Annotated in this window: 18 protein-coding genes, 1 tRNA gene, 3 rRNA genes and 1 other RNA gene; 2 read left to right on the top strand and 21 right to left on the bottom strand. The window is 38.2% G+C overall.

Annotated features, from left to right (window positions below):
• Positions 1-22: 22 nt before the first annotated feature.
• The 14 genes from DRZ96_RS02575 to DRZ96_RS02640 form a co-directional block, all read right to left on the bottom strand.
• A complete protein-coding gene (locus DRZ96_RS02575) occupies positions 23-652 on the bottom strand; it encodes a hypothetical protein (protein WP_112889469.1) in 630 nt (209 codons plus the stop codon).
• Between the two features lie 87 nt (positions 653-739).
• Complete coding sequence (locus tag DRZ96_RS02580; RefSeq protein WP_112889470.1) at positions 740-1372, bottom strand: hypothetical protein; 633 nt, start codon at positions 1370-1372, stop codon at positions 740-742.
• Between the two features lie 276 nt (positions 1373-1648).
• Positions 1649-1765, bottom strand: a 5S ribosomal RNA gene (gene rrf / locus DRZ96_RS02585).
• A 31-nt stretch (positions 1766-1796) separates the two neighbouring features.
• Positions 1797-4648: ribosomal RNA gene (locus DRZ96_RS02590) — 23S ribosomal RNA — on the bottom strand.
• Positions 4649-4777: 129 nt separating this feature from the next.
• A tRNA-Ala gene (locus DRZ96_RS02595) sits at positions 4778-4853 on the bottom strand.
• A 41-nt stretch (positions 4854-4894) separates the two neighbouring features.
• A 16S ribosomal RNA gene (locus DRZ96_RS02600) occupies positions 4895-6419 on the bottom strand.
• Together the 16S, 23S and 5S rRNA genes with 1 tRNA gene alongside form the textbook arrangement of a ribosomal RNA operon.
• A 416-nt stretch (positions 6420-6835) precedes the next feature.
• Positions 6836-7636 (bottom strand): putative ABC transporter permease, encoded by an 801-nt coding sequence (locus tag DRZ96_RS02605; protein ID WP_112889471.1) that lies wholly within the window; start codon positions 7634-7636, stop codon positions 6836-6838.
• 63 nt (positions 7637-7699) lie between these two features.
• Positions 7700-8227: a helix-turn-helix transcriptional regulator gene (locus DRZ96_RS02610; RefSeq protein ID WP_112889472.1), complete on the bottom strand. Its 528-nt coding sequence runs from the start codon at positions 8225-8227 to the stop codon at positions 7700-7702.
• Positions 8224-9234 carry a LacI family DNA-binding transcriptional regulator gene (locus DRZ96_RS02615; protein WP_112889473.1) on the bottom strand — a complete coding sequence of 337 codons (1011 nt, stop codon included), beginning with the start codon at positions 9232-9234 and terminating at the stop codon, positions 8224-8226. The genes DRZ96_RS02610 and DRZ96_RS02615 overlap by 4 nt, the downstream gene beginning before the upstream one ends.
• A gap of 10 nt (positions 9235-9244) precedes the next feature.
• Positions 9245-10138, bottom strand: a complete 894-nt coding sequence (locus DRZ96_RS02620; protein WP_112889474.1) for a diacylglycerol/lipid kinase family protein — start codon at positions 10136-10138, stop codon at positions 9245-9247.
• 60 nt (positions 10139-10198) lie between these two features.
• Entirely contained in the window at positions 10199-10693 is a 495-nt protein-coding gene (locus DRZ96_RS02625; protein WP_112889475.1) for a hypothetical protein, read from the bottom strand.
• A 17-nt stretch (positions 10694-10710) separates the two neighbouring features.
• The gene (locus tag DRZ96_RS02630) at positions 10711-11268 is read right to left on the bottom strand and encodes a YtxH domain-containing protein (RefSeq protein WP_070700526.1); all 558 of its coding nucleotides are present in this window, start codon (positions 11266-11268) and stop codon (positions 10711-10713) included.
• Positions 11269-11384: 116 nt separating this feature from the next.
• Positions 11385-11569, bottom strand: a non-coding RNA gene (ssrS, locus tag DRZ96_RS02635) — 6S RNA.
• Positions 11570-11603: 34 nt separating this feature from the next.
• Positions 11604-12500, bottom strand: a complete 897-nt coding sequence (locus DRZ96_RS02640) for an RluA family pseudouridine synthase (RefSeq protein ID WP_112889476.1) — start codon at positions 12498-12500, stop codon at positions 11604-11606.
• 75 nt (positions 12501-12575) lie between these two features.
• Here DRZ96_RS02640 and DRZ96_RS02645 point away from each other — a divergent pair, with 75 nt between their 5' ends.
• Complete coding sequence (locus DRZ96_RS02645) at positions 12576-13376, top strand: NAD(+)/NADH kinase (RefSeq protein WP_070700532.1); 801 nt, start codon at positions 12576-12578, stop codon at positions 13374-13376.
• Positions 13377-13587: 211 nt separating this feature from the next.
• Here the strand turns inward: DRZ96_RS02645 and DRZ96_RS02650 are convergent, their stop codons facing one another.
• The 4 genes from DRZ96_RS02650 to DRZ96_RS02665 all read right to left on the bottom strand — a co-directional run bounded on the left by DRZ96_RS02650 (position 13588) and on the right by DRZ96_RS02665 (position 19296).
• Positions 13588-15186, bottom strand: coding sequence for a CTP synthase (locus tag DRZ96_RS02650; RefSeq protein WP_112889477.1), 1599 nt, complete (start codon positions 15184-15186; stop codon positions 13588-13590).
• Between the two features lie 8 nt (positions 15187-15194).
• Positions 15195-17267 carry a glutamine synthetase III gene (locus tag DRZ96_RS02655; RefSeq protein WP_112889478.1) on the bottom strand — a complete coding sequence of 691 codons (2073 nt, stop codon included), beginning with the start codon at positions 17265-17267 and terminating at the stop codon, positions 15195-15197.
• Between the two features lie 119 nt (positions 17268-17386).
• Positions 17387-18604: a sensor histidine kinase gene (locus DRZ96_RS02660; protein WP_112889479.1), complete on the bottom strand. Its 1218-nt coding sequence runs from the start codon at positions 18602-18604 to the stop codon at positions 17387-17389.
• Positions 18604-19296, bottom strand: a complete 693-nt coding sequence (locus tag DRZ96_RS02665; protein WP_112889480.1) for a response regulator transcription factor — start codon at positions 19294-19296, stop codon at positions 18604-18606. Before DRZ96_RS02665 ends, DRZ96_RS02660 begins: the two co-directional genes overlap by 1 nt.
• Before the next feature lie 85 nt (positions 19297-19381).
• Here DRZ96_RS02665 and DRZ96_RS02670 point away from each other — a divergent pair, with 85 nt between their 5' ends.
• A complete protein-coding gene (locus DRZ96_RS02670) occupies positions 19382-20296 on the top strand; it encodes a YihY/virulence factor BrkB family protein (protein WP_112890564.1) in 915 nt (304 codons plus the stop codon).
• Here DRZ96_RS02670 and DRZ96_RS02675 read toward each other — a convergent pair.
• The 3 genes from DRZ96_RS02675 to DRZ96_RS02685 all read right to left on the bottom strand — a co-directional run bounded on the left by DRZ96_RS02675 (position 20285) and on the right by DRZ96_RS02685 (position 23452).
• Positions 20285-20896 carry a ComF family protein gene (locus DRZ96_RS02675; protein WP_236587215.1) on the bottom strand — a complete coding sequence of 204 codons (612 nt, stop codon included), beginning with the start codon at positions 20894-20896 and terminating at the stop codon, positions 20285-20287. The genes DRZ96_RS02670 and DRZ96_RS02675 overlap by 12 nt on opposite strands.
• On the bottom strand, positions 20877-23054 hold the full coding sequence (gene recD2 / locus DRZ96_RS02680; RefSeq protein ID WP_112889481.1) for an SF1B family DNA helicase RecD2: 2178 nt from the start codon (positions 23052-23054) through the stop codon (positions 20877-20879). Before recD2 ends, DRZ96_RS02675 begins: the two co-directional genes overlap by 20 nt.
• Before the next feature lie 101 nt (positions 23055-23155).
• Positions 23156-23452 (bottom strand): PspC domain-containing protein, encoded by a 297-nt coding sequence (locus DRZ96_RS02685; protein WP_112889482.1) that lies wholly within the window; start codon positions 23450-23452, stop codon positions 23156-23158.
• Between the last annotated feature and the right edge of the window lies 1 nt (position 23453).

Genomic DNA, 23453 nt, shown 5'->3' on the forward strand with positions numbered 1-23453 from the left:
TGAGGAATTTTTTTGTCCTTTTTTATGCTTCTGGTGGGATTGGCTTTTCTAAATTTTCATTATCAAAAAAGTTAGTACCATCATCGGCATTACTTTGGAAGGTCCCAAAGGTGGAAACATAGTCCACCCCATCAAATGTGTAGTAAATTTCAATCCTTAAGTATTCCATAAAATATTTTTCAAACTGAGTATTATATCTTTTAGTCTCATAAAAATACCTGCCGTCGTCAAGCCTATCTAATTCGCCCTCTATTACTGTCTCCCTTGTTTTATCATTATAATAAGAGTCGGCAAAGATTTTTATCTTTGGTATTTCTGGCTCATAAACCTTTCCTCTATCTATGAACTCTACATAAAATTTATTATCTTCATTTAAGTGTATACAAGGGATGTCTCCTTCTATGGCTCCTGCAATTGTATCCCTTACCCTCATAACTTTTTGTTCAGGTAAACTTTCAAACTTTGCTCTCTCAAAGGTCCTAATAATTGGTGTCCTTTCATCATTAGACACCTTTATATTTACCTTAACCCCATGGACAGAATTATTTCTTTTTAGCTCTGGCTTTGGGTAATAATAAATGCGTAGACCTACAAATAAAGTCACAAGAAGAATTAAAATAATAGAAAAAATATTTATAAATTTTTTTACCATAATATCACCTAATTTATTATTACACCTTTAACAATTGATAATAAAAATTCACAATAAAATCTTCCCCGAAGGTACGATCTTTTTGTCTTATTCTTCTGGAGGGATTGGCTTTTCTAATTTTTCATTGTCAAAGAAGTTAGCCCCATCATCGGCGTTATCTTGGAAGGTCCCAAAGGTGGAAACATAGTCCACATGGCCAATAGTATAATAAATTTCAATCCTTAAGTATTCCATAAAATATTTTTCAAATTGAGTGCTATATCTCTTAGTCTCAAAATAATACCTGCCGTCGTCAAGCCTATCTAATTCGCCCTCTATGACTCTTTGCTTTTGCTTGTCATCATAATGAGAAGCAGAGGCAAATATTTTAATTTTTGGACTTTCTGGCTCATAAACTTTTCCCCTATTTATGAACTCTACATAAAATTTATTATCTTCATTTAAATGAATACAAGGAATGTCTCCTTCTATCCTACCATCAATTGTATATCTTAATTTCACTATTTCTTTTTCAGAAAGATTTTCAAATTTTTCTCTCTCAAAGGTCCTTACAATGGGTTTTCTCTCATCACTGGACACCTTTATATTTACTTTATCTCCATGTATAGCATTATTTCTCCTAAAATCTGGAGTTGGAGAAAAATAAATTTGAATAGCTGCAAATAAAATTATTGCAAGAATTATTACAATAGCAAAAACTTTTGCGACTTTACTTTTCATAATATCACCTACCTATAGTTTACCCTAAAAACAATTCAATATCATTAACTTTTAAAACAAGCAAAACATTTATAATTACTTCAAAGACTCCCATACTATATAAATTTCTCCAATAAAAAAATCTCCCAAGAGGTCTTGGAAGATCTTCTTATCTTTAATATGTAATGAGATTACTCATTGTGGAATAATTAAAGCAAAATATTTTACTAATTTTAAAAGGAGTATTTAAAATAAAAAGTCTATTGACAAAGGTAACCTTACATCAATAGACCTTTTAACTGGCGATAACTTACTCTCCCAGGTCGTTGCCAACCAAGTACCATCAGCGGACTAATGCTTAACTTCTGTGTTCGGTATGGGTACAGGTGTGTCCATTGTCCTATTCTCACCAGATTAACTTAAAAACTAATCTTACCTTAAATCTTTGGTCAAGTCTTCGACCTATTAGTACTCGCTAGCTGAATGTATTGCTACACTTACACCTTGAGCCTATCTACCTCATTTTCTTCAAGGGGTCTTATCTTTCGAGGGAAATCTCATCTCGAGGGGGGCTTCGGGCTTAGATGCCTTCAGCTCTTATCCCTTCCAAACTTAGCTTCCCAGCTATGCACTTGGCAGTACAACTGGTGCACCAGAGGTTTGTCCATCCCGGTCCTCTCGTACTAAGGACAGCTCCTCTCAAATTTCCTACGCCCACGACGGATAGGGACCGAACTGTCTCGCGACGTTCTGAACCCAGCTCGCGTGCCTCTTTAATGGGCGAACAGCCCAACCCTTGGGACCTACTTCAGCCCCAGGATGAGACGAGCCGACATCGAGGTGCCAAACCTCCCCGTCGATGTGGACTCTTGGGGGAGATAAGCCTGTTATCCCCGGGGTAGCTTTTATCCGTTGAGCGATGGCCCTTCCACTCGGTACCACCGGATCACTAAGTCCTGCTTTCGCATCTGCTCGACTTGTTGGTCTCGCAGTTAAGCTCCCTTCTGCCTTTATACTCTGCGCACGATTTCCATCCGTGCTGAGGGAACCTTTGAACGCCTCCGTTACTCTTTCGGAGGCGACCGCCCCAGTCAAACTGTCCAACTGAGAGTGTCCCTTCCCCAGATTCATGGGGTTAGGTTAGAATTCTAGCATTAAAAGAGTGGTATCCCAACGGTGACTCCCAAGATACTGGCGTACCTTGTTCTTAGTCTCCCACCTATTCTGTACATTTAATCCCAAAATTCAATCTCAGCCTACAGTAAAGCTCCACGGGGTCTTTCCGTCCTGTCGTGGGTAAGCGGCATCTTTACCGCTACTACAATTTCACCGGATCCTTTGTTGAGACAGTGCCCAAATCGTTACACCTTTCGTGCGGGTCGGAACTTACCCGACAAGGAATTTCGCTACCTTAGGACCGTTATAGTTACGGCCGCCGTTTACTGGGGCTTCAGTTCTAAGCTTCGCTTACGCTAACTTTTTCCCTTAACCTTCCAGCACCGGGCAGGTGTCAGCTCCTATACTTCGTCTTTCGACTTAGCAGAAACTTGTGTTTTTGGTAAACAGTCGCTTGGGCCTTTTCACTGCGGCCCCCTTTTACAGGGGCTCCCCTTCTCCCGAAGTTACGGGGTCATTTTGCCGAGTTCCTTAACAAAGGTTTTTCCGCTCGTCTTAGGATTCTCTCCTCACCTACCTGTGTCGGTTTACGGTACGGGCGATACTTCTCTAGTAGTGGCTTTTCTTGGCAGTGTGGAGTCATAAGCTTCTCTACTTGTTTTCGATCCGCATTACGCTTCAGACTTCTCGGAAAGCGGATTTGCCTACTTTCCATCCTTTGCGCTTGCACGCCTCACCAACTGGGCGCTCTTATTATCCTTCTGCGTCCCCACTTCCTTTAACGATTGTATCGGTACAGGAATTTCCACCTGTTGTCCATCGACTACGCTTTTCAGCCTCGCCTTAGGTCCCGACTTACCCTGAGTGGACGAGCCTTGCTCAGGAATCCTTGGGTTTTCGACGGGTGAGATTCTCACTCACCTCTCGCTACTCATGCCAGCATTCTCTCTTGTATGATGTCCACAGTGCCTTACGACTTCTGCTTCATCCTTCATACATTGCTCCTCTACCAACGTTATACGTTCCATAGCTTCGGTATATAGTTTAGCCCCGGTTATCTTCGGCGCAGAGTCACTTGACTAGTGAGCTATTACGCACTCTTTAAATGAGTGGCTGCTTCTAAGCCAACATCCTAGTTGTCTCAGTAACTCCACATCCTTTCCCACTTAACTATAATTTTGGGACCTTAGCTGATGGTCTGGGCTCTTTCCCTTTCGACTATGAAGCTCATCCCACATAGTCTGACTCCCTAGTGCATGATATGGTATTCGGAGTTTGATAGGTCTTGGTAACATATGCATGCCCCTTGACCAATCAGTGCTCTACCCCCTTTTCATGTCTTACTAGAGGCTAGCCCTAAAGCTATTTCGAGGAGAACCAGCTATCTCCGTGTTCGTTTGGCTTTTCACCCCTATCCACAAGTCATCCGATAACTTTTAAACGTTACCCGGTTCGAGCCTCCATTGAATTTTACTTCAACTTCACTCTGCTCATGGATAGATCACACGGTTTCGGGTCTACAACCACTAACTTCCGCCCTATTTAGACTCGCTTTCGCTTCGGCTCCGCATCTTTAATGCTTAACCTCGCTAGTAATCGTAACTCGCTGGCCCGTTCTACAAAAAGTACACGATCGTGGTGCAAAACCACTTTCGCTGCTTGTAAACACTAGGTTTCAGATTCTATTTCACTCCCCTCACGGGGTTCTTTTCACCTTTCCCTCACGGTACTTGTTCGCTATCGGTCACCAAGTAGTATTTAGCCTTAGGGGGTGGTCCCCCCATATTCCCACTGAATTTCTCGTGTTCCGTGGTACTCTTTTGTGTCGGATATCTTCGCTTTCGCCTACAGGACTCTTACCTTCTTTGGTTAATCTTCCCAGATTATTTGGCTGGCTATTGTCTCTTTATACACATCGGGCTCTTCCCCGTTCGCTCGCCGCTACTTAGGGAATCGAGTTTTCTTTCTTTTCCTCAGGTTACTTAGATGTTTCAGTTCACCTGGTTCGCTTCCTATAGTTATGGATTGGCTATAGGATACCTCTTATGAGGTGGGTTTCCCCATTCGGAGATCTACGGGTCATAAGATATTTGCTCCTTTCCGTAGCTTTTCGCAGCTTGTCGCGTCCTTCTTCGCCTCTTGGTGCCTAGGCATTCACCTAGTGCTCTTTTTAACTTGACCTTTGTTAATAAACATTTCTGTTTATTTCCAGTTTAATTGTTTGTTTAAGAAATTTTGATTAGTTTTTAAGTTGTTATGGTTCTCTTCTTTTTTTTAAGAAGGTTTCAGAGTAGCATTTATTGCTATTCTTGGTGGAGATAAGGAGATTCGAACTCCTGACCTCCTGCTTGCAAGGCAGGCGCTCTCCCAACTGAGCTATACCCCCATATATATAATTAAAATAGTGTGAAGATTTATTTTCCTTAGAAAGGAGGTGATCCAGCCGCACCTTCCGATACGGCTACCTTGTTACGACTTCACCCCAGTCACCTATCCTACCTTCGACTGCTGCTTCCCTAAGGTTCGCTCGCAGGCTTCGGGTATTACAAGCTTCCATGGTGTGACGGGCGGTGTGTACAAGACCCGGGAACGCATTCACCGCAGCATGCTGATCTGCGATTACTAGCAACTCCATCTTCATGTACTCGAGTTGCAGAGTACAATCCGAACTGAGAAAGACTTTTTGAGGTTGGCTTAATATCACTATCTCGCTTCCCTTTGTATCTTCCATTGTAGCACGTGTGTAGCCCAGGGCATATAGGGCATGATGATTTGACGTCATCCCCACCTTCCTCCGATTTATCATCGGCAGTCTCTTTAGAGTCCCCATCCGAAATGCTGGTAACTAAAGATAGGGGTTGCGCTCGTTGCCAGACTTAACTGAACATCTCACGACACGAGCTGACGACAACCATGCACCACCTGTATTGAGGCTTCCGAAGAAGAGGGTATATCTCTATACCGGTCCTCAGTATGTCAAGCCCTGGTAAGGTTCTTCGCGTTGCTTCGAATTAAACCACATGCTCCGCTGCTTGTGCGGGTCCCCGTCAATTCCTTTGAGTTTCATGCTTGCGCACGTACTCCCCAGGCGGAGTGCTTAATGTGTTAACTGCGGCACCGAATTATTCCGATACCTAGCACTCATCGTTTACAGCGTGGACTACCAGGGTATCTAATCCTGTTTGCTACCCACGCTTTCGTTCCTCAGCGTCAGAATGAGCCCAGTAAGTCGCCTTCGCCACCGGTATTCTTTTTAATATCTACGCATTTCACCGCTACACTAAAAATTCCACTTACCTCTACTCTTCTCAAGATATGCAGTTTCAAATGCTTACAGTAGTTAAGCTACTGCCTTTTACATCTGACTTGCATTTCCGCCTGCGAACCCTTTACGCCCAGTGATTCCGGACAACGCTAGCCCCCTACGTATTACCGCGGCTGCTGGCACGTAGTTAGCCGGGGCTTTTTCTTATGGTACCGTCATTATCTTCCCATATAAAAGAACTTTACGACTCGAAAGCCTTCATCGTTCACGCGGCGTCGCTGCATCAGAGTTCCCTCCATTGTGCAATATTCCCCACTGCTGCCTCCCGTAGGAGTTTGGACCGTTTCTCAGTTCCAATGTGGCCGTTCACCCTCTCAGGCCGGCTACCCATCGTCGCCTTGGTGGGCCGTTACCTCACCAACTAGCTAATGGGACGCGAGTCCATCTTAGACCACCGGAGTTTTGATCATTAGTGCATGGGCACCTATGATTTCATTTGGTATTAATCCCGGTTTCCCGAGGCTATCCCAATGTCTAAGGCAGGTTACTCACGTGTTACTCACCCGTCCGCCGCTAATCCATCTTATCTTCACCCCGAAGGGATCTGTCAAGATTTCATCGCTCGACTTGCATGTGTTAAGCGCGCCGCCAGCGTTCGTCCTGAGCCAGGATCAAACTCTCAATTAAAAAATTTGTATGACTCATTAGTTTTCTCAAAACTAAACGAATATCTGGTTTGCTTGTGATTCTTTAAAAGAATCTGTGATTAAATCACGAATTGTTTATCTATCTTCACACTATTTAATTATCATGTTTCATCGCTACTTTTTGAAGTAGCTTGTTTATTATACTACCGTGTTTTTTCTTTGTCAAGTATTTTTTACAATTTATTTAAATTGTTTTTACTTGAAACTCGGTAATATTTTTTGCTATCTTAAGTGACAACTTCTATATATTAGCATCTAGAAAATCATCTGTCAACTGTTTTTTATATTTTTTTTAAATCTTTTTTGTTTTTAAAAAAATATAACAGCTGTCTTTTTCGACAACTGTTATATAGTACTCTTTTATTTTTATCTTGTCAAGAGCTTTTTTATATTTTTTTAATCTCTTGAGTATTGATCTTTTATCCTATCTCTTAACTCCTCTATGTCCCTTTGTCTTTCTTCTAATCTATTAGTTAGGTTGGGGAAGGATTTTAAAATTCTCTTCTCTTTTATTAGTTCTCTTCTTTCTCTTAACTCTTTAACCCTATTTTCTAATTCAATATACTCCCTCGTCTTCTTTAACTCTTCCTGTCTACTTTCTATTTGAACTGTCCTGTCGTAAACTCTCACTCCAATCCTATCTGATACTTTCTTAATGTCTTTGCTTATTCTATCTATTGCTCTGAATTCTTTATTTAATCCAATAAGTGTATTAATAGTAGCAATTAGGTCTATGGTCATAATTATCACTAGACCAATTCCCAAATATAGTGATACTCTTTCTGGTATTAGGCTTACCATTTTTCTAATCATTGGATGGACTGCTTCGTATAATAGGAAGCAAAACATGCCCCATATGACAGAAAACTCTAAGCAGACGTAACCTCCTATGTTAAGTCTTCTATCAGAGTAGTCCCACCATCTCTCGTGAAAAATTTTCTCAAGCAAGAAACCTGCAATGTACTCTATTATAGTTGCTATGAACATGGATCCCAGGAACAAGACCATCTTGTTCTTCTCTGCTATGTCTGTTAAAAAGTATATTACTGCTATGGCACCAAAACCATAGATGGGACAATAGGGTCCAGCTAAGAAGCCTCGGTTTATAAATCTTCCCTTAGTTACTGTGTGATAAGATACTTCTATTACCCAACCCACAAAGGCGTAGATAAAAAAATAAATTAAGTAGTCTCTCATGTCTTCCTCCTTCTAATTTTATTTAAAAAAAATATGTTAGTCTCACTAACATATTATAACCTATTAATATTTAATTTGGCTGTAATTTTTTATTATTTCTTTTCTTCCGCTTACTCCAAGTTTTTTATAGACAAGGGTTAAGTTATTTTTTATTGTCTTCTCACTAATGTAAATCTCCCTAGAGATTTCCTTATTAGTTTTACCAGAGATTATTTCTTCTAGGAGTTTCTTCTCTCTCCTATTTAGAGTCTTTAATTTTTCGAACTTATTATTTCTATCACTTCTTAATTTTTTTAAATTTTCTTCTATATATATGTGTCCCCTAAGTGTCTTATCTATTGCATCAATAACTTCTTCTTCTGAAGCTCCAAGACTTAAAAGAGAATACTCCACTACTAATGGCAAGTCCCTCTCGTCGATTAATCTAATCTTTTCTACTTCAAGTTCCTCTAGTTCCTTGTCCTGAAAGATTAGGATATCAAAGTCTTTTTCTTTGTCTTTATAAAAATCAAGGACTTCATATCCTTCTAGGATGTCTTGAAGTCCTCTCTTTATAATTTCACTTTTTGTCTCTATAGAAACTCTTATCATTTTATTTCCTTTACACTTTCTCTCTCAAGAATTTGTGATGGAAGCACAAGATTTTCTGATAAGTCGCTTTCTTTCTTGTCAATTTTCTTTAGGATTTTCCTAATTGAAACTGCTCCAATGTCATAGTAAGGAACCTTTACTGTTGTAAGTTTTGGTCTGTAGATGTCTGATATATAAGATCCACCAAAACCTGTAACTGATATATCATCTGGTGTCTTGTAGCCATTATCTAAAAGCATATTCATTAGGTGGATTGCAATTGTGTCATAGGATGTAAAGAAGGCTGTAATATTTTCTTTCTTTACAGTGTCAAGAATCTTTTCTTTCTCATCTTCTATGTCACTTGCTTCTAATCCTTCAACAAGTAGGTTCACCTTCTTTAGGCCAGCCTCTTCCATGGCCCTGTTGTAACCTTCAATTTTTTTCTTTTCAAAAGTCCTGTCATAGTCTCTTCTAATAGCAAGAGATGCAATATTCTTGTGGCCCTTTTCTATTAAAAGTTTTACCATTTCATAAGATGCCTTTTCATAGTCTATTTCTGTAGAGAATCTTTCGATTTCATAGAAGTTTGAGATTATTACATAGGGAATCTTGCTCTCTTCAAGCTTATACTCTAGCTTAGGGTTGTGTAAGTTTGATATTACAATAATACCTTCAACTTGTTTTTGAGCTAGAAGGTTGGCAAACTTCATTTCTGATTCAACGTCACCATAAGAGCTTGATAGGAGTATGTCGTATTTATACATTCTTCCAATTTCTTCAACTCCTCTTAGGATTTGTGAAATAAAATTGGATCCAATGTCTTCTACAATTACACCAATTAAATTAGATTTTTTTGTAACTAAACTTCTCGCAACTTCGTTTGGTTTGTAATCCAATACGTCAATAGCGTGTAGGACTCTTCTTCGTGCCTCAGGGCTAACAGGTTTCGAGTCATTTATTACCCTTGATACTGTAGAAATGGACACATCTGCCATTTTTGCTACGTCTTTAATTGTAGATGCCATAGCTTCCTCCTTATGGTACTATTATTTTTAATTTATTTTCCAAAACCTTGAAAGTCATAGGAAGTGTTGATGCTTTCTCTCCATCAACATCAATTGTGAGCTTCTCATCACTTTCTATTTTTATATTTTTCGTCTTTAAGTACATTACCTTGTTATGATCAACATGTCGGCCACCCATTAGAGAAGTAAATAGTTCTGGCACATCAGAAATCCTAATTCCCTTAAAAATCAAAACGTCTAGATAGCCATCTGAAATATCAGCCAGAGGGGCCATTTTTTTAAAACCTCCAACTGAAGTGGAGTTAGTTATTAAGAATAAAAGTCCTTCTACCCTTCCAGTGAACTCTTCACTTTCTACATAAAAATTTAGACTCTTTTGATTTCTTAAAATCCTTTCTTCTAAAAGGACCCTTGCACCTTCAAGATAATAAGCCATATCTCCTAGGGTAGCCTTTTTCTCAGCTGGAACAGTATAGGCAATTTCTGTGAGCATTCCTCCTGCAGCAACATTTATAAAGGCTCTTTCGCCAGCAAGTCCAAGATCAATTGTCCTAGTCTTGAAATTTTTTATCATCTTGTAGAAGGCGTTGGGAGAAGTAGGAAGCCTTTGGGCATTGGCAAAGTCATTTACCGTACCACTTTGTAGAATTCCAAGAGGTGTATCCCTTCCTGATAGGTAAATCCCATTTACAACTTCATTTACTGTCCCGTCTCCACCACTACAAATTATGAAATCTTCACCAGAATAGTCATAAGCAAACCTAGTTCCATCCCCTTCTTGGTGGGTAAATAGGAGTTCAATCTCATAATTATCCTTGCTCATTAATTTTATAAGTTCTAGAATTTTGTTTAGTGCTGTTCCCCTACCTGAATTGGGATTGGCAATGATCTTTACTCTTTTCATCTTTTCCTCTCGTCTTACTTATAAAAATAAAAGGAGACGAAGAATAACTCCGTCCCTAGCTTATCTTAGAAAGACTTCTTTAACAGTCTTTGCAACTTCTCTTAAAATATAAAAATAGTCGATGGCGTTATTTGAACTAAGTGAAATAGTTTTTGCTGTATCAGAAATAACATCTGATATATTCATAACTGTATTTGACACTCTAAAAGAAGTATCATCGACTTGTCTTGTAATACCATTAACTGTGTCTGAAACAGAACCTACAGTTGATACAAGTCTTGCGACTTCTGGTTTTACATCATTTACAAGTTGTGTAGCGTCAGTTGAAATTGCGTTCACATTGTCAGAAATGTCCTTGGCATTATCCATAATGGAAGGAACAGTCTTTATAGTGTGATCAATTTCACCTTGGTTTCTCTCAACAATTTCATTAACATTTTTTAAAATTTTAAATACATTAATTAGAACTAGAAATAGTGCAACAAGTGCAGCTATACCAGCTACATAAAGTAGGAAACTAAGTAGGCCACCTATAGTAAATGCTTGATCTAACATCTTCTATACCTCCTATCTTATTTTCTTTTTTCTTTTTCTACCTTATCTTTTGTTTCTTCAACAGATTCTTTTACATTTTCAGCAGATTTTTTTGCTTCTCTTTTAACGTCTTTTGCGCCTTCTTTTACTTCGTCTTTAACGTCTTCTGCAGTATCTTTAACTTCTTCTGTTGTGTTTTTTACATCGTATTTGATGTCTTCAGCACCAGCTCTAACAACTTCTCCAATTGCTTTAGCTTTTGCCTTAGCCACTTCTACATCTTCGTCAAATTCATATTTTTTAAGTGTAGCCTTGTCTCTTAAGTCAGCATAAGTCTTTTTAGCTTGTTCGCCAGCTTGATAAGCCTTGAATTCAATAGTATCCTTAGCATCGTTTGCTGCGTTTAAAGCTTGGTTAGCTGCTTCTTTAGATTTGTTAGCAATATCTTCACGAGTTTTTCTACCTTCTTGAGGTGCAAAAAGAATTCCACCAATAGCTCCTAGTGCAAGACCAGTACCAACCTTAGAAATTTCTTTAAGTCTTCTTCTTCTAACTGCTTGGTTTCTCTTTTCTTCTAAATAATCAAATAATCCCATAATAATTCTCCTTATAATATAATTTATTTATTAATATTTTACCCTTTAAAGCTTAATTCAATCACATTAAACCATAAATATTAGAAAAAAATAATAAAATCAAAATAAAAATAATAGTAAAAACCGCAATGCCGACACCTAGTTAATTCACACCCGCCAATTATCATGGTGGGTCAAAAACTTGATAGCGCATTCTGACTTCCGCTCAAAGACGGCTTGTCATAGGACGCTGATACACAGTTTCCCGTGTTAAATTTGTCGGTTGAATTAAGTAGGCATTCTTCGAACATCGCAGAATTTACTTAAGTAAATTATAACTCAATGAAAATGTTTTTTCAATAAACTTCGGGAAAAAAGGAAAAATCCTCTGGCAGTTTAGCAAAGACTTCCAGGTCCTTATTAGTCCTTGGGAGCTTAAACTTTAGAGAATATGAATGAAGAGCCTGCCTATTAATAAGGTCTGACTTAGATCCATAAAGTCCATCGCCAAGAACTGGATGGCCAAGGTGGGCCATGTGAACCCTAATCTGATGAGTCCTTCCTGTATGAAGGGTCAATAGGACTAGACTCATGTCCCTGTACTCACCAAGGACCTTATAAGAAGTTAAAGATTTTTTGCCAATGACATAATTGACTTCACGCCTTATTCCATCTTCACTTGTGGCAATGGGCCCGTCAATTATTCCTTCTTTTTCATCTAGAATTCCTTCTACAATAGCAATATATTTTTTCTCAACCCCATCTTTGAAGTCGCTGGAAATTTTATCTTGAGCAAAAGAATTTTTAGCAGCAACAACAAGGCCTGAAGTGTCCCTGTCAAGTCTATTTACAAACCTAATCTTTCTCTTTAATCCCTGGTCTTCAAAATATCCCAAGAGATAGTTTAAGAGAGTCCCATCTGCATCGTCCTTTGCTGTGTGAGTCACCATAAAAGGCTCTTTATTTACAATTACAAGGTCCTCGTCCTCGTAAACTATATCAAGGTCCTTGTGTTCTACAGCCCCATTGGGACCTTCATCTTCAAACCTAAGGGAAATAATATCTCCCTTCTTTAAAAATTTATTTTTCTTATTTAATCTTGAGTTTAAGTAAATATTTCCACTCTTAACAGACCTTCTTATAAGTCGGGAAGAAAGACCTCTCTCCTTAAGAAAATCATTTACCTTAATTTTATCTTTTGAACTTCCATTGAATTTGAAATTTAAAAAATCTTTGGAATTTAATCTATACATTTTACACCTCTAGTCAAGGGAACTTTATTCGTTTATAATATAAATAATGATACAAAAAATCAAGGGGGTTTAGTCTTGTCAAAAATTATAAATATACTGACTAATGCAAATTATGAATCTAAAAAAACAGCAAATAATTTGCACAAGCTTTTAACAAAATATGGATATGAACCCTTTAATGGTTTCAAAAAAAATGCTGAGCTTTCTATTTGTATTGGAGGCGACGGTTCCTTTATAAAGGCCATACACAAGAACGACTTCCCAGATATGCCCTTCGTGGGAATAAACACTGGCCACCTGGGTTTTTATCAAGAGATAAAACCTGAGGAAGTGGAAGAATTTGTCAAAGATTATAAAAATGGCAACTACCAAGTTGACGACATCAAACTAATAAGATCTGACATCTACACAAAGAACAAGGTCTACAAGTTTTATTCAGTGAACGAAGTTGTCTTAAAGGCTGCACACTCAAAGACAATCCACATGAATGTCTTCATAGATAGAAATCATGTAGAAAAATTTTCTGGTGACGGAATCTTGGTTTCCACTCCAACAGGGTCCACTGCCTACAACTTTTCTTCTGGCGGGGCCATAGTCTACCCAAGCCTTCACGTCTTGCAAATGACTCCCATCTCTCCAGTGAACTCAGCTGCTTACAGGTCTCTTGGCTCATCTGTCATAGTTCCAGGAGCCCACACAATTTCACTTGTTGTTGAGAAGAGATACAAGGATTCCAACTTACTCTTAGTTGACGGGTCAGAATATTTCTTCAACAACTTGCACAGGGTCAACATCAGGCTCTCAAACAAAACAATAAAAAAACTCGTCTTCTCAAATAATTCCTACTGGGATAATTTAAAAGACAAGTTCCTATAAGATTAGTCCTAGGTCAAAGCCCAGGACTTTTTTATTTTTTTAATTTGTCAAAATCTTTTGCTTCTGACTAATAAATTTTTTTAAAAAAGTTCATGCAAGGAAACTTTTGAAATCAAACATCCTCGCAAGAGCTTTATCTATTTACAAAGTCATAAAAAAATCTCACCCAAGCTTACAAACTTAATGGATGAGATTTTATTTTTATTTATTTTTATTTATTTTTCTTTTCAATTGCTGCTCTCACAAAGCCATTAAATAATGGGTGAATTTTTGTTGGCCTTGACTTGAATTCTGGGTGGAATTGGCAAGCTACGAAGAAGCCTTCGTCCTTTAGTTCAATAATTTCAACTAGGTCCTTGTCTTCATTGATGCCAGAGAAGGCCACACCAGCCGATCTTATTTGTCCCCTGAATTGGTTGTTGAACTCGTATCTATGTCTGTGTCTTTCCTTAATTTTTTCTTCTCCATAAAGAGAATAAACTAAAGAATCTTTTTCAAGAGTGCAGTCATAGTTACCAAGTCTTAAAGTTCCACCAACATTTTTTATGTCCTTTTGATTTTCTAAAAGGTCAATAATTGGATAATTTGTGTCTGGATTTATTTCCGTAGAGTTAGCGTCCTTTAGGCCAAGTTTATTTCTTGCAATGTCAATTAGGGCAACTTGCATTCCGTAACAAATTCCAAAGTAAGGGATGTGGTTGTCACGAGCGTACTTTGATGCCATAATCATACCTTCTGTTCCACGTGAACCAAAGCCACCTGGGACAATTATTCCATCAAGTCCATCAAGTACACTTACATCTTTTTCTATATCTTCTGAATTTATCCACTCAATATTTACCTTGTAACCATTTTCGCAACCTGCATCAGTTAAGGCTTGAGTTACAGAAAGATAAGCATCGTGAAGGCTTACATATTTTCCTACAAGACCAATAGTCACTTCGCCCTTTACGTCCTTAAATCTCTCTACCATTTCCTTCCACTTGCCCTTGGAAGCTGGTCTGTCTTCTAGGTCAAGTTCCTTAAGGATGTAGTCATCAAGATGTTGGTCGTGGAATACTAGGGGAACTTCATATATAAGGTCAACATTTGTAGATTGGATAACTGCCTCCACTGGAACGTCACAGAATAGAGAAATTTTTTCTCTCAAGTCATCTGTAACCACTCCATTGGACCTTACAATTATTACGTCAGTCTTGATTCCGTTGGACATAAGCTCCTTAAACGAGTGTTGAGTTGGCTTTGTTTTTAATTCATCTGATCCAGGAATATTTGGAACAAGAACTGTGTGGACAAAAAGGACGTCAGACTTTTTATTTTCTGAGTGAATTTGTCTAATGGCTTCTAAGAATGGAAGGGACTCAATGTCACCTACTGTACCGCCAATTTCTGTTATTACAACATCAGCCTTAGATTCCTTTGCAGCCTTATAAACTGCATTTTTGATTTCATTTGTAATGTGTGGGATAACTTGGACAGTTGCACCGTCATAGTCTCCCCTTCTTTCTTTTGCAATAACTCTTGAGTAGACCTTACCAGTTGTAATTGATGCACCCTTAGTTAATTCTTCATCAATAAATCTTTCATAGTGGCCAAGGTCTAGGTCAGTTTCTGCTCCGTCCTTAGTTACAAAAACTTCTCCATGTTGGTAGGGACTCATAGTTCCTGGGTCAACATTTAGGTAGGGGTCGAACTTTTGCATAAATACAGAAAGTCCCCTGTCCTTTAAAAGTCTACCAATACTTGCTGCAGAAATTCCCTTTCCAATTCCTGAAACAACTCCACCTGTAACAAATATAAATTTAGTCATACTTCCTCCTAGCTTAGTGAATTAAAAATATCTTCGTAAGATGGCAAAGTCATATTTTTTCTTGAGATTAATTTTTCCATTTGGTCTGCAATTTTTCGCGTTGCAAGTAATTTTGTGGCAATATTTCTCTCAACATACTCTGCTTTTTTATAAATTTCATCTATTTTATTTGAATGATCAAGGAGAAGTTCAATCTCATCTCCACATTCAAGTAAGTCTGTAATCATCTTGTCTATTTTATCATACTTAGTCCTTAGTTTTTCATTGTTTTTAAATTTTAAAATTTGAGATAGGTCTTTTAATTCAGCCATTCCCATAGGGATTAGGTCCTTATGGATCATTGAGACCATGGCCTTGGCCTCAAGACTGTGATAAATTACCACTTCTTCGAGGTTTACTTCATAAGAAGCCTTGATTTCCTTTTCAGTATAAATTCCCCTCTTGATAAAAATATCATTGAAATCAAAGTCTCTCAAAGAAACTAGGGCATCAAAATAAGTCTTGTGATTGGCAAGTCCCCTTCTCTTGGCTTCTTCCTTCCAATCATCAGAATAATTGTCCCCGTCACAAATTACCCTGTCGTGTTTTTTCATAACACCTCTTACAAGTTCAAGAGTTTTTTCTCTCAGATTAATAGGGTCATCTTGGAAGTCCTTTAACTTTTCATAAAATTTTTCAAGACAGTCTGCCATGGCACAGTTTAGGGCAATGTTTAAGTCAGATCCAGTCTTGGAAGACCCCAACATCCTAAACTCAAACTTGTTGCCAGTAAAGGCGACGGCTGCAGTCCTGTTCCTGTCGCTGGAATCCATTGGGACACTTAAGAGGTTGTAACCTCTAAAGGCCTTGTCAGAATTATTTTTATATTCAATATCTTCCTTTATATCCCTAAATAATTCTTCAAGGTCTGATCCAAGGAAGAGGGAGATAATTGCTGGCGGAGCCTCATCTGCCCCCAACCTAAAGTCATTGGAAGTTGATGATGCACTTACCCTCAAAAGACTTTGGTACTTGTCTGTGGCCTCAATTATTGCAGCGACAAACAATAAAAAGACATTGTTATTGTAGGGATCGTCGCCTGGGTCAAAAACATTTAGACCGTAGTTTGTAACAATGGAATAATTATTGTGCTTGCCAGAACCATTTACGCCATCAAAGGGTTTTTCATGGAAGAGGCAGACCAAATTATTTTCTAGGGCAGTTTCTTTTAAGATGTTCATCAAAAGTTGATTGTCATCTATAGCCACATTTACATTTTCAAATAAAATTGCCATTTCAAATTGATTTGGGGCAACTTCATTGTGCTCAGCCTCAGAATAAATTCCAAGTTCATAAAGCTTTTGGTCCACTTCCTTGTAAAATTTTTCTACTCTTGCGGGGATTTGTCCAAAGTAGTGGTCTGATAACTCTTGTCCCTTGGGAGAAGGTGCTCCAACAATGGTTCTTCCAGTACTCTTTAGGTCGCTTCTCTTCTTGTAGATTTCCTTATCAAGTAGGAAAAATTCTTGTTCAAGTCCAACCTTGACCCTCATCCTGTAGGCATACTCGTCCTTTTCAAATAAGTTGACGATCTTTGTTCCCTCATCACTTAGGATCTTTGTGGAGTCAATAAGGGGTCCCCTCTTATCAAGTTTTTCTCCCTTATAGGACATAAAAATAGTTGGGATGTATAAGACACTTCCTATTACAAAGGAGTTTGCCGTAAGATCCCAATAAGTATAACCCCTTGCTTCAAAGGTAGACCTCATGCCTCCAGATGGGAAGGATGAAGCGTCAGGTTCACCCTTTACAAGTTCCTTTCCAGAGAACCTATTAATTGGTTCGTTATCAGAAGTCCTGGATATAAAGGCCTCGTGCTTCTTGGCAGTGTGACCTGATAGGGGCAAGAACCAGTGGGCAAAGTGCGTTGCCCCATTCTTTAGGGCCCAGTCCTTCATGGCATGGGCAATGGCATCGGCAGTTTCTCTGTCTAAGTCCTTTTCGTTTCTAAGTGCGTCCTTCCACTTTAAGTAAATTGGATAGGGTAGTGATTCCTTCATCTTCTTCTTGTTAAAGCTTTTTATTCCAAATTCTTCTATCATGCTTCCCCCTATTAAAAATAAAAACAAAAAAATGGCAATTAATTAAAATTGCCATTATGAAAAACCTGTGGTTTCTTTTTATTTTATTTCAATTTAAAAACTTTGTCAATAAAATATAGTCATTCAGAATCCCTTAAAAGGAGGACATGAACGTCAAACCACTGCCCATGAATAGACACATTAACCTCTCCACCGAGAAGCTCTGCTAGGTTCTTAACTATATTAAGACCAAGTCCCGACCCTTCAGAGTGGCGTGACCTGTCAGCCTTTAAAAGTTCTTCAAAAAGTTCATCAGAGTTCATATTTACTTTTTCGTCTACAATGTTCTTGACATAAAATTCTATTGTAGACTTTCTTTCAATCACACCAGCAAGGACACTTGTCCCTGGCCTTGCGTGTTTGGCTGCATTGGAAAATAAGTTTTCCACAATTCTCACAAAGAGGTTGACGTCAGTGTAGATTAAAATCTCATCACTTTGAGACTTATAAGAAAAATCTAGGTCCTTCTTCTCAAAGAGGGAATCGTAATCGGCATAAATTTGCAAAATCATCTCGTTTAATTCCACTAAGGACTTCTCAATAGATAGGTTGCCTGTACTTGTCTTTGAGGCAAAGACCAAGTCGACAATTAAGTCCTTTAGCCTAGTGGAATTTCTCTTTAAGATGCTAATAAAATCCTTGGCCTCGTCATCAAGGGAATCCTTCTTGGACAAGAGGTCTGCATAATTAATTATTGAGGTAAGGGGAGTCTTTAAGTCGTGGGAAATATTTGTAATTAGATCAACCTTAAACCTCTCAGACCTAAAGTTTTCTTCTAGCCTAATCCTGTCTCGCTTCTTAAAGTCTTCCATTAAGACAGTAATCCTGTCCAAGTACTCATTCTCAAAGGGCCCTGGGATTTCAAATTCATAGCCATAGAGGATGGACTCAATTAGTTCAATGGAAAGTGTGTTTTGGGCAAACTGAACTTCAACAATAATGACTGCCCTTAAAATCATAAAGAGAAGGACATTTAAGAGAACTATGCCACCACTTATTAAGCTATAAAAAAGTATGTACATTATTATTAGGGTCACATTCAAGGTACCAAAGAGCCTAAAATTTTTAAACCTCCTGTACTTGTAGAGGTTATAAGTAAAAATTGTGTCAAAAAGTTTTTTTCTCCTTATCTTTAAGAGGACAAAGAGAAGAGTCACAAGCCAGGAAAGTATAAAGTGCTTGTTAATATTAAAGAGTTCAAAAATAATTACTGAAGACACAAAAATATTTTCAATAAAAACCCTGTCTCTTAAATCGATAAAGACATTTTTCAAAAAATCTTTAAAATCAGCTAGCATCACTTGCCCTCAATCTTGTAGCCCATACCGTAGACAGACTTGATTAAATCAGGCTTTCTTGGATTGATTTCAATCTTGTCGCGAAGGTGGGAAATGTGAACAGAAATGATCTTTCTCACATCAACAGCCTCTTCCTCCCAGACTCTCTCATAGATTTCATTTGAAGAAAAAACTTTTCCAGGATTTTCTGCCAATAAATATAAAATCTTATATTCATAGGGTGTTAGGTTCACAAGATCATCTTCAACACGCACTTCCTTAGAGTCATCAAAAATGGAAACTCTGCCAATTTTTAAGTCCCCAGTCTTTATATCAGATGCCCCAAGGGAAAAATATCTTCTTATAAGAGAATTGACCCTTGCTGTAAGTTCCACTGCATTAAAGGGTTTAGTTATATAATCATCGGCTCCAACATTTAATCCCACAATCTTATCTGTGACTTCGCTCTTGGCCGATAATACAATAATAGGAATATTTGTCTCTTCTCTCATCTTCATAATAAGTGTAATCCCATCCATGACAGGCATCATTATGTCAATTATGGCAAGGTGAATTTCATTCTCCTTCATAATTTCAAGAGCGGCGGCCCCATCTTCTGCAGTGAAGACCTTGTAGCCCTCGGCCTTTAAATAAATTTCTATTGCGTCTAAGATATCTCTCTCATCGTCGCAAACTAGTATATTGTAGTTCATAGTATCACCTATTCCTATTTTATCATTTAACGAATTGTTATCATACGACTTTTACTATATAATACTCAAGAGGTGTTTGAAAAATATGAATAATTTTATAGATAAGATCAAAGACAATAAGGTCTTTACTTTTTTTGACAAGCTAATTTACAGGATCCTGGACCACGACACCCTCTCTTATGGAGGAAGTCTTACCTATTTTTTAGTCTTATCAATATTCCCCTTTTTAATTTCTTTAATCAACGCGATTAACTTTTCGGGGATACTTGATCCAGAATATATTTATGGACTTCTAGATGTCCTTCCCAGTGACATCCAAGAAATTGTGACAAACTTTTTAAACGAACTCCACATGTCATCATCTGGGTCTTTCTTCACAATTTCCTTTGTCCTAGGTCTTTTCACTGCATCAACAGCAGTCTTTAAGCTCATGAAAATAATAAATCAATCCTATGGCTTCGAAGAATCAAGGGGTTTTGTAGCCCAAAGGCTAATGGCCCTTTTCTTCACAGTGGCACTAATTCTTATGATTTTTCTTCTTGTCCTTACACAAATATTTGGACAAATTATATATGTAAATATCATGTCCTATCTGGGAATAGAAAATGAATTTTTCGACAAGGTCTGGTCAATTGCCAAAAATGCAATTCCACTTCTTTATATGTTAATAACTTTTGTCCTCTTGTACAAATTTTCTCCATCAAAGTCCAGGGAAAATATGATTAGCTTTAAGAGTGTCTTGCCAGGTTCTATTTTTTCAACCTTTGGTCTTATAATAGCATCGGCAGGCTTTAGTTTTTATGTGTCAAACTTTGGAAAATATTCCATAACTTATGGATCTCTTGGAGGTATTATAGTGTTTTTAGTTTGGCTCTATCTCCTATCAACAATTATTTTAGTTGGGGCAGAGATAAATGCTACTCTCTATTCTATGAAGAACTTCAAGAGTCTTAACAACTGGCCAAGGCACGACTCAATGCTAAAAAATTTACAAGACTAAGCTATTTCTGTGGCTGCAATTAGTGCAGTCACTTTTTTTTATGCCTGCTTCTTTTGCAATTTTCGTAAGTTCAGCAATAGTTGCCCCAGTAGTTATTACATCGTCAACAATAATTATCTCTTCTGCATAAGATTTTACTTTAAAGGCATCTCGTAGATTCTCTTCACGGTCTAACTTCTTTAAACCAACCTGAAATTTGGTGTCTCTTAGCTTTTCAAAGATATCTTGGCAGGATAAGTCTAAGTTTCCTGCAATTTTTTCTGCCAAAAGTTTAGATTGGTTGTAGCCCCTTTCCCCTTCCTTATTTTTGTGCATAGGGACAAAAGTTATGACTTCTTTATTTAAATTTTTATCCAAAATCTTCTCTGTCATTATTTCAGCAATTATCTCCCCATAGGAGACCTTCCCCTTGAATTTAAAATCTATTATGAGCCTTCTCATTATTCCAGAATAAGTAGAACAAACTATTAGATCATCGAGGCCCTCAATGTCATAATAGTAGGCTGGTTCCCTATTAATTAAGCCAAGGCACTCATGGCAAAGTCCATATTCTTCAACTTTTCTCCCACACAAGGGGCACTTATCCTCTTTTAATTTCATCTTGGTCCCTCAACTTCTTTGCAAGATTAGAATACCTCTTGCGGGTCTTGTTGTTTTCAATCATCTTCACAAGATAGTCGCTTATTCCCACAAGGACAACGGCCTTTGACGCCCTAGTTATTGCTGTGTAAATCAAATTTCTCGTCAAAAGCATTGGAGCAGCCCTATAAATGGGGATGACAACTACGGGAAACTCACTTCCTTGGGACTTGTGGATGGTCATTGCATAGGCAAGTGCAAGCTCGTCGAGATTATCAGAATTATACTCAACACTTCTCACGTCTTCAAAGACAACTGTGACCTTCTTGTTTTCCTTGTCAATTTTTGAAATATAACCAAGGTCGCCATTGAAAACTCCCTTTTGCTTGTCTTCATAAAATTCATTTTCAACCTTGGATTCCAATTCATAATTATTTTTTGTCTGTAAAACCCTGTCGCCCAACTTAAATTTCTTCCCAAGGACTTCTATAAATTCATCACTATCATTTAGGTGGTCTTGGAGGGCGAGATTTAAATTTTCTGTCCCATGTACCCCCTTCTTAGTTGGCGTTAAGACTTGGACATCTGACTGGCTGACGTTAAAATAATTTGGCAGCCTAGTCTTAACAAGGTCCTTGATAATTTCTAGCCCCTTGGCCTCTCCCCTTTCAGAAATCATAAAAAAGTCACCGAGATTTAAAACTGGCATATCTCCCTTGTTTATTAGGTGAGCATTTTTTACAATCATAGATTCTTCCGACTGCCTAAAAATTTCTTCAAGGTTAACTGACTCAATGACACCAGACTCCAAAATATCTGCCAAGACATTGCCTGCCCCAACAGATGGAAGTTGGTCCTTGTCCCCAACTAAGATCAAACGAGTTGGACTTTCAATGGACTTTAAGAGGGTTTCCATCAAAAGAATATCAACCATGGAAACTTCATCGAGGATTAATACGTCGCACTCAAGTTCTTCTACGTTGGCAAAGTCGCCACCAAAACCAATTTCAAGTAGCTTGTGGATTGTAAAGGCATCTCTTCCCGTCTGCTCTTTCATCCTCTTGGCAGCCCTTCCTGTGGGAGCAGCAAGCTTTATATCCTTATCCATGGACTCAAAAATATCTATTAAGACCTTAAGGGTAGTTGTCTTACCAGTTCCCGGTCCCCCAGTTATGACAAAGACCCCCTTATTAATTGCGTCCTTGACAGCCCTTCTCTGAGTTTTAGAAAGTTCAATCTTCCTAAACTTTTCCGTCCTCCTGATTTTTTTATCAATATCAAATTTTTCATCAAAGGAAATATTTAAATCATTAAGCTTTCCTGCAACATAATTTTCTGCAGCCAAGTATCTGGCTATGTAGCAGTTGTAGTTTTCTCCATCCCTCTCAACAAAAAAGTTTTTCTCAAGGGTAAGAGTCCTGGCTACTTCATCGGGATCTTCAAACTTCGTCCCAAGAATTCTTTCTCCAGCCTTGATCAACTTGTCAAGTGGAAGGTAAGTGTGGCCGTCCCTATTGGCAAGCATAAGGGCGTACTTCAGTCCTGCCAGCCTTCTAAAGTCAGAATCTTTTTCAATACCAATGGACTCTGCAATTTCATCTGCCTTCTTAAAACCAAGTCCCCTCACTCTTCCAATCAGGTCGTAGGGATTTTTCATTACAAGGTCTATGGACTCGTCCCCATATTCCTTGTAAATTTTTAAAATCACTGAGGCAGGAAGATTGTACTTTGAGAAGTGAAGGAAAATCTTTCTCATGGCATACTGTTTGTCGAGAGCTTCCTTGATGTCCCCGTATTTTTTTCGACCAATCCCCTTAATAGAAAGGAGCTTTTCAGGACGATTTTCAATTACGTCAAGAGTCTCTTCCTTAAATTCATCTACAATCCTCTCTGCCATTTTCTCTCCAACATGGGGAATCATTGCAGAAGAAAGGTAAGATACAATGGCAGCTTCACCTTCGGGCATGACTTCTTCAAGGTCTGTGAAGGCAAACTGTTCTCCGTACTTGTTGTGGTAGGTGAAGTCTCCAGTAAATTTGTATTTTAAGTTTTCTTTGAAAATTGTGGCTGAACCAACAACTACAAGGTCGCCGTCACTTGAATTTATTTTTGCAACAGTGTAGCCGTTCTCATCATTTCTAAAAATTATTTTTTCCACAAGACCTTCAAGACTAATCAATTAAAACACCTCGACAATATTGTATCAAGTAATGGGGACTTTATACAGAAATATTTATTTACTCATGTCCAATAAAAAAGAGGCCCCTCAGGACCTCCTTCTCAATAAAAATCTTCGTCTTTATTATTTTGTCTTTCGTACTCTTCCCTATAATTGTCGTAGCTATCCTTGAAGGGATCAGAATACTTTTCTCCGTAGGATCCTTCTATCCTTCCGTAGGGTTCGTTGGGAATAATAATAGCAAGGGCGATGTAAGCCCAAATGCTAAGACCTCCTGGAACAATTAAGAGAAAAGCTATAATCCTCACAATAGTTGAGTCAACGCCAAGATATTTTGCAATCCCGCCGCAAACTCCTGCAAGAACCCTGTCGTCTCTTGACCTGTATAACTTTTTCATT

The organism is Peptoniphilus harei (genome assembly GCF_900454685.1).
Lineage (GTDB): Bacteria > Bacillota > Clostridia > Tissierellales > Peptoniphilaceae > Peptoniphilus_A > Peptoniphilus_A harei.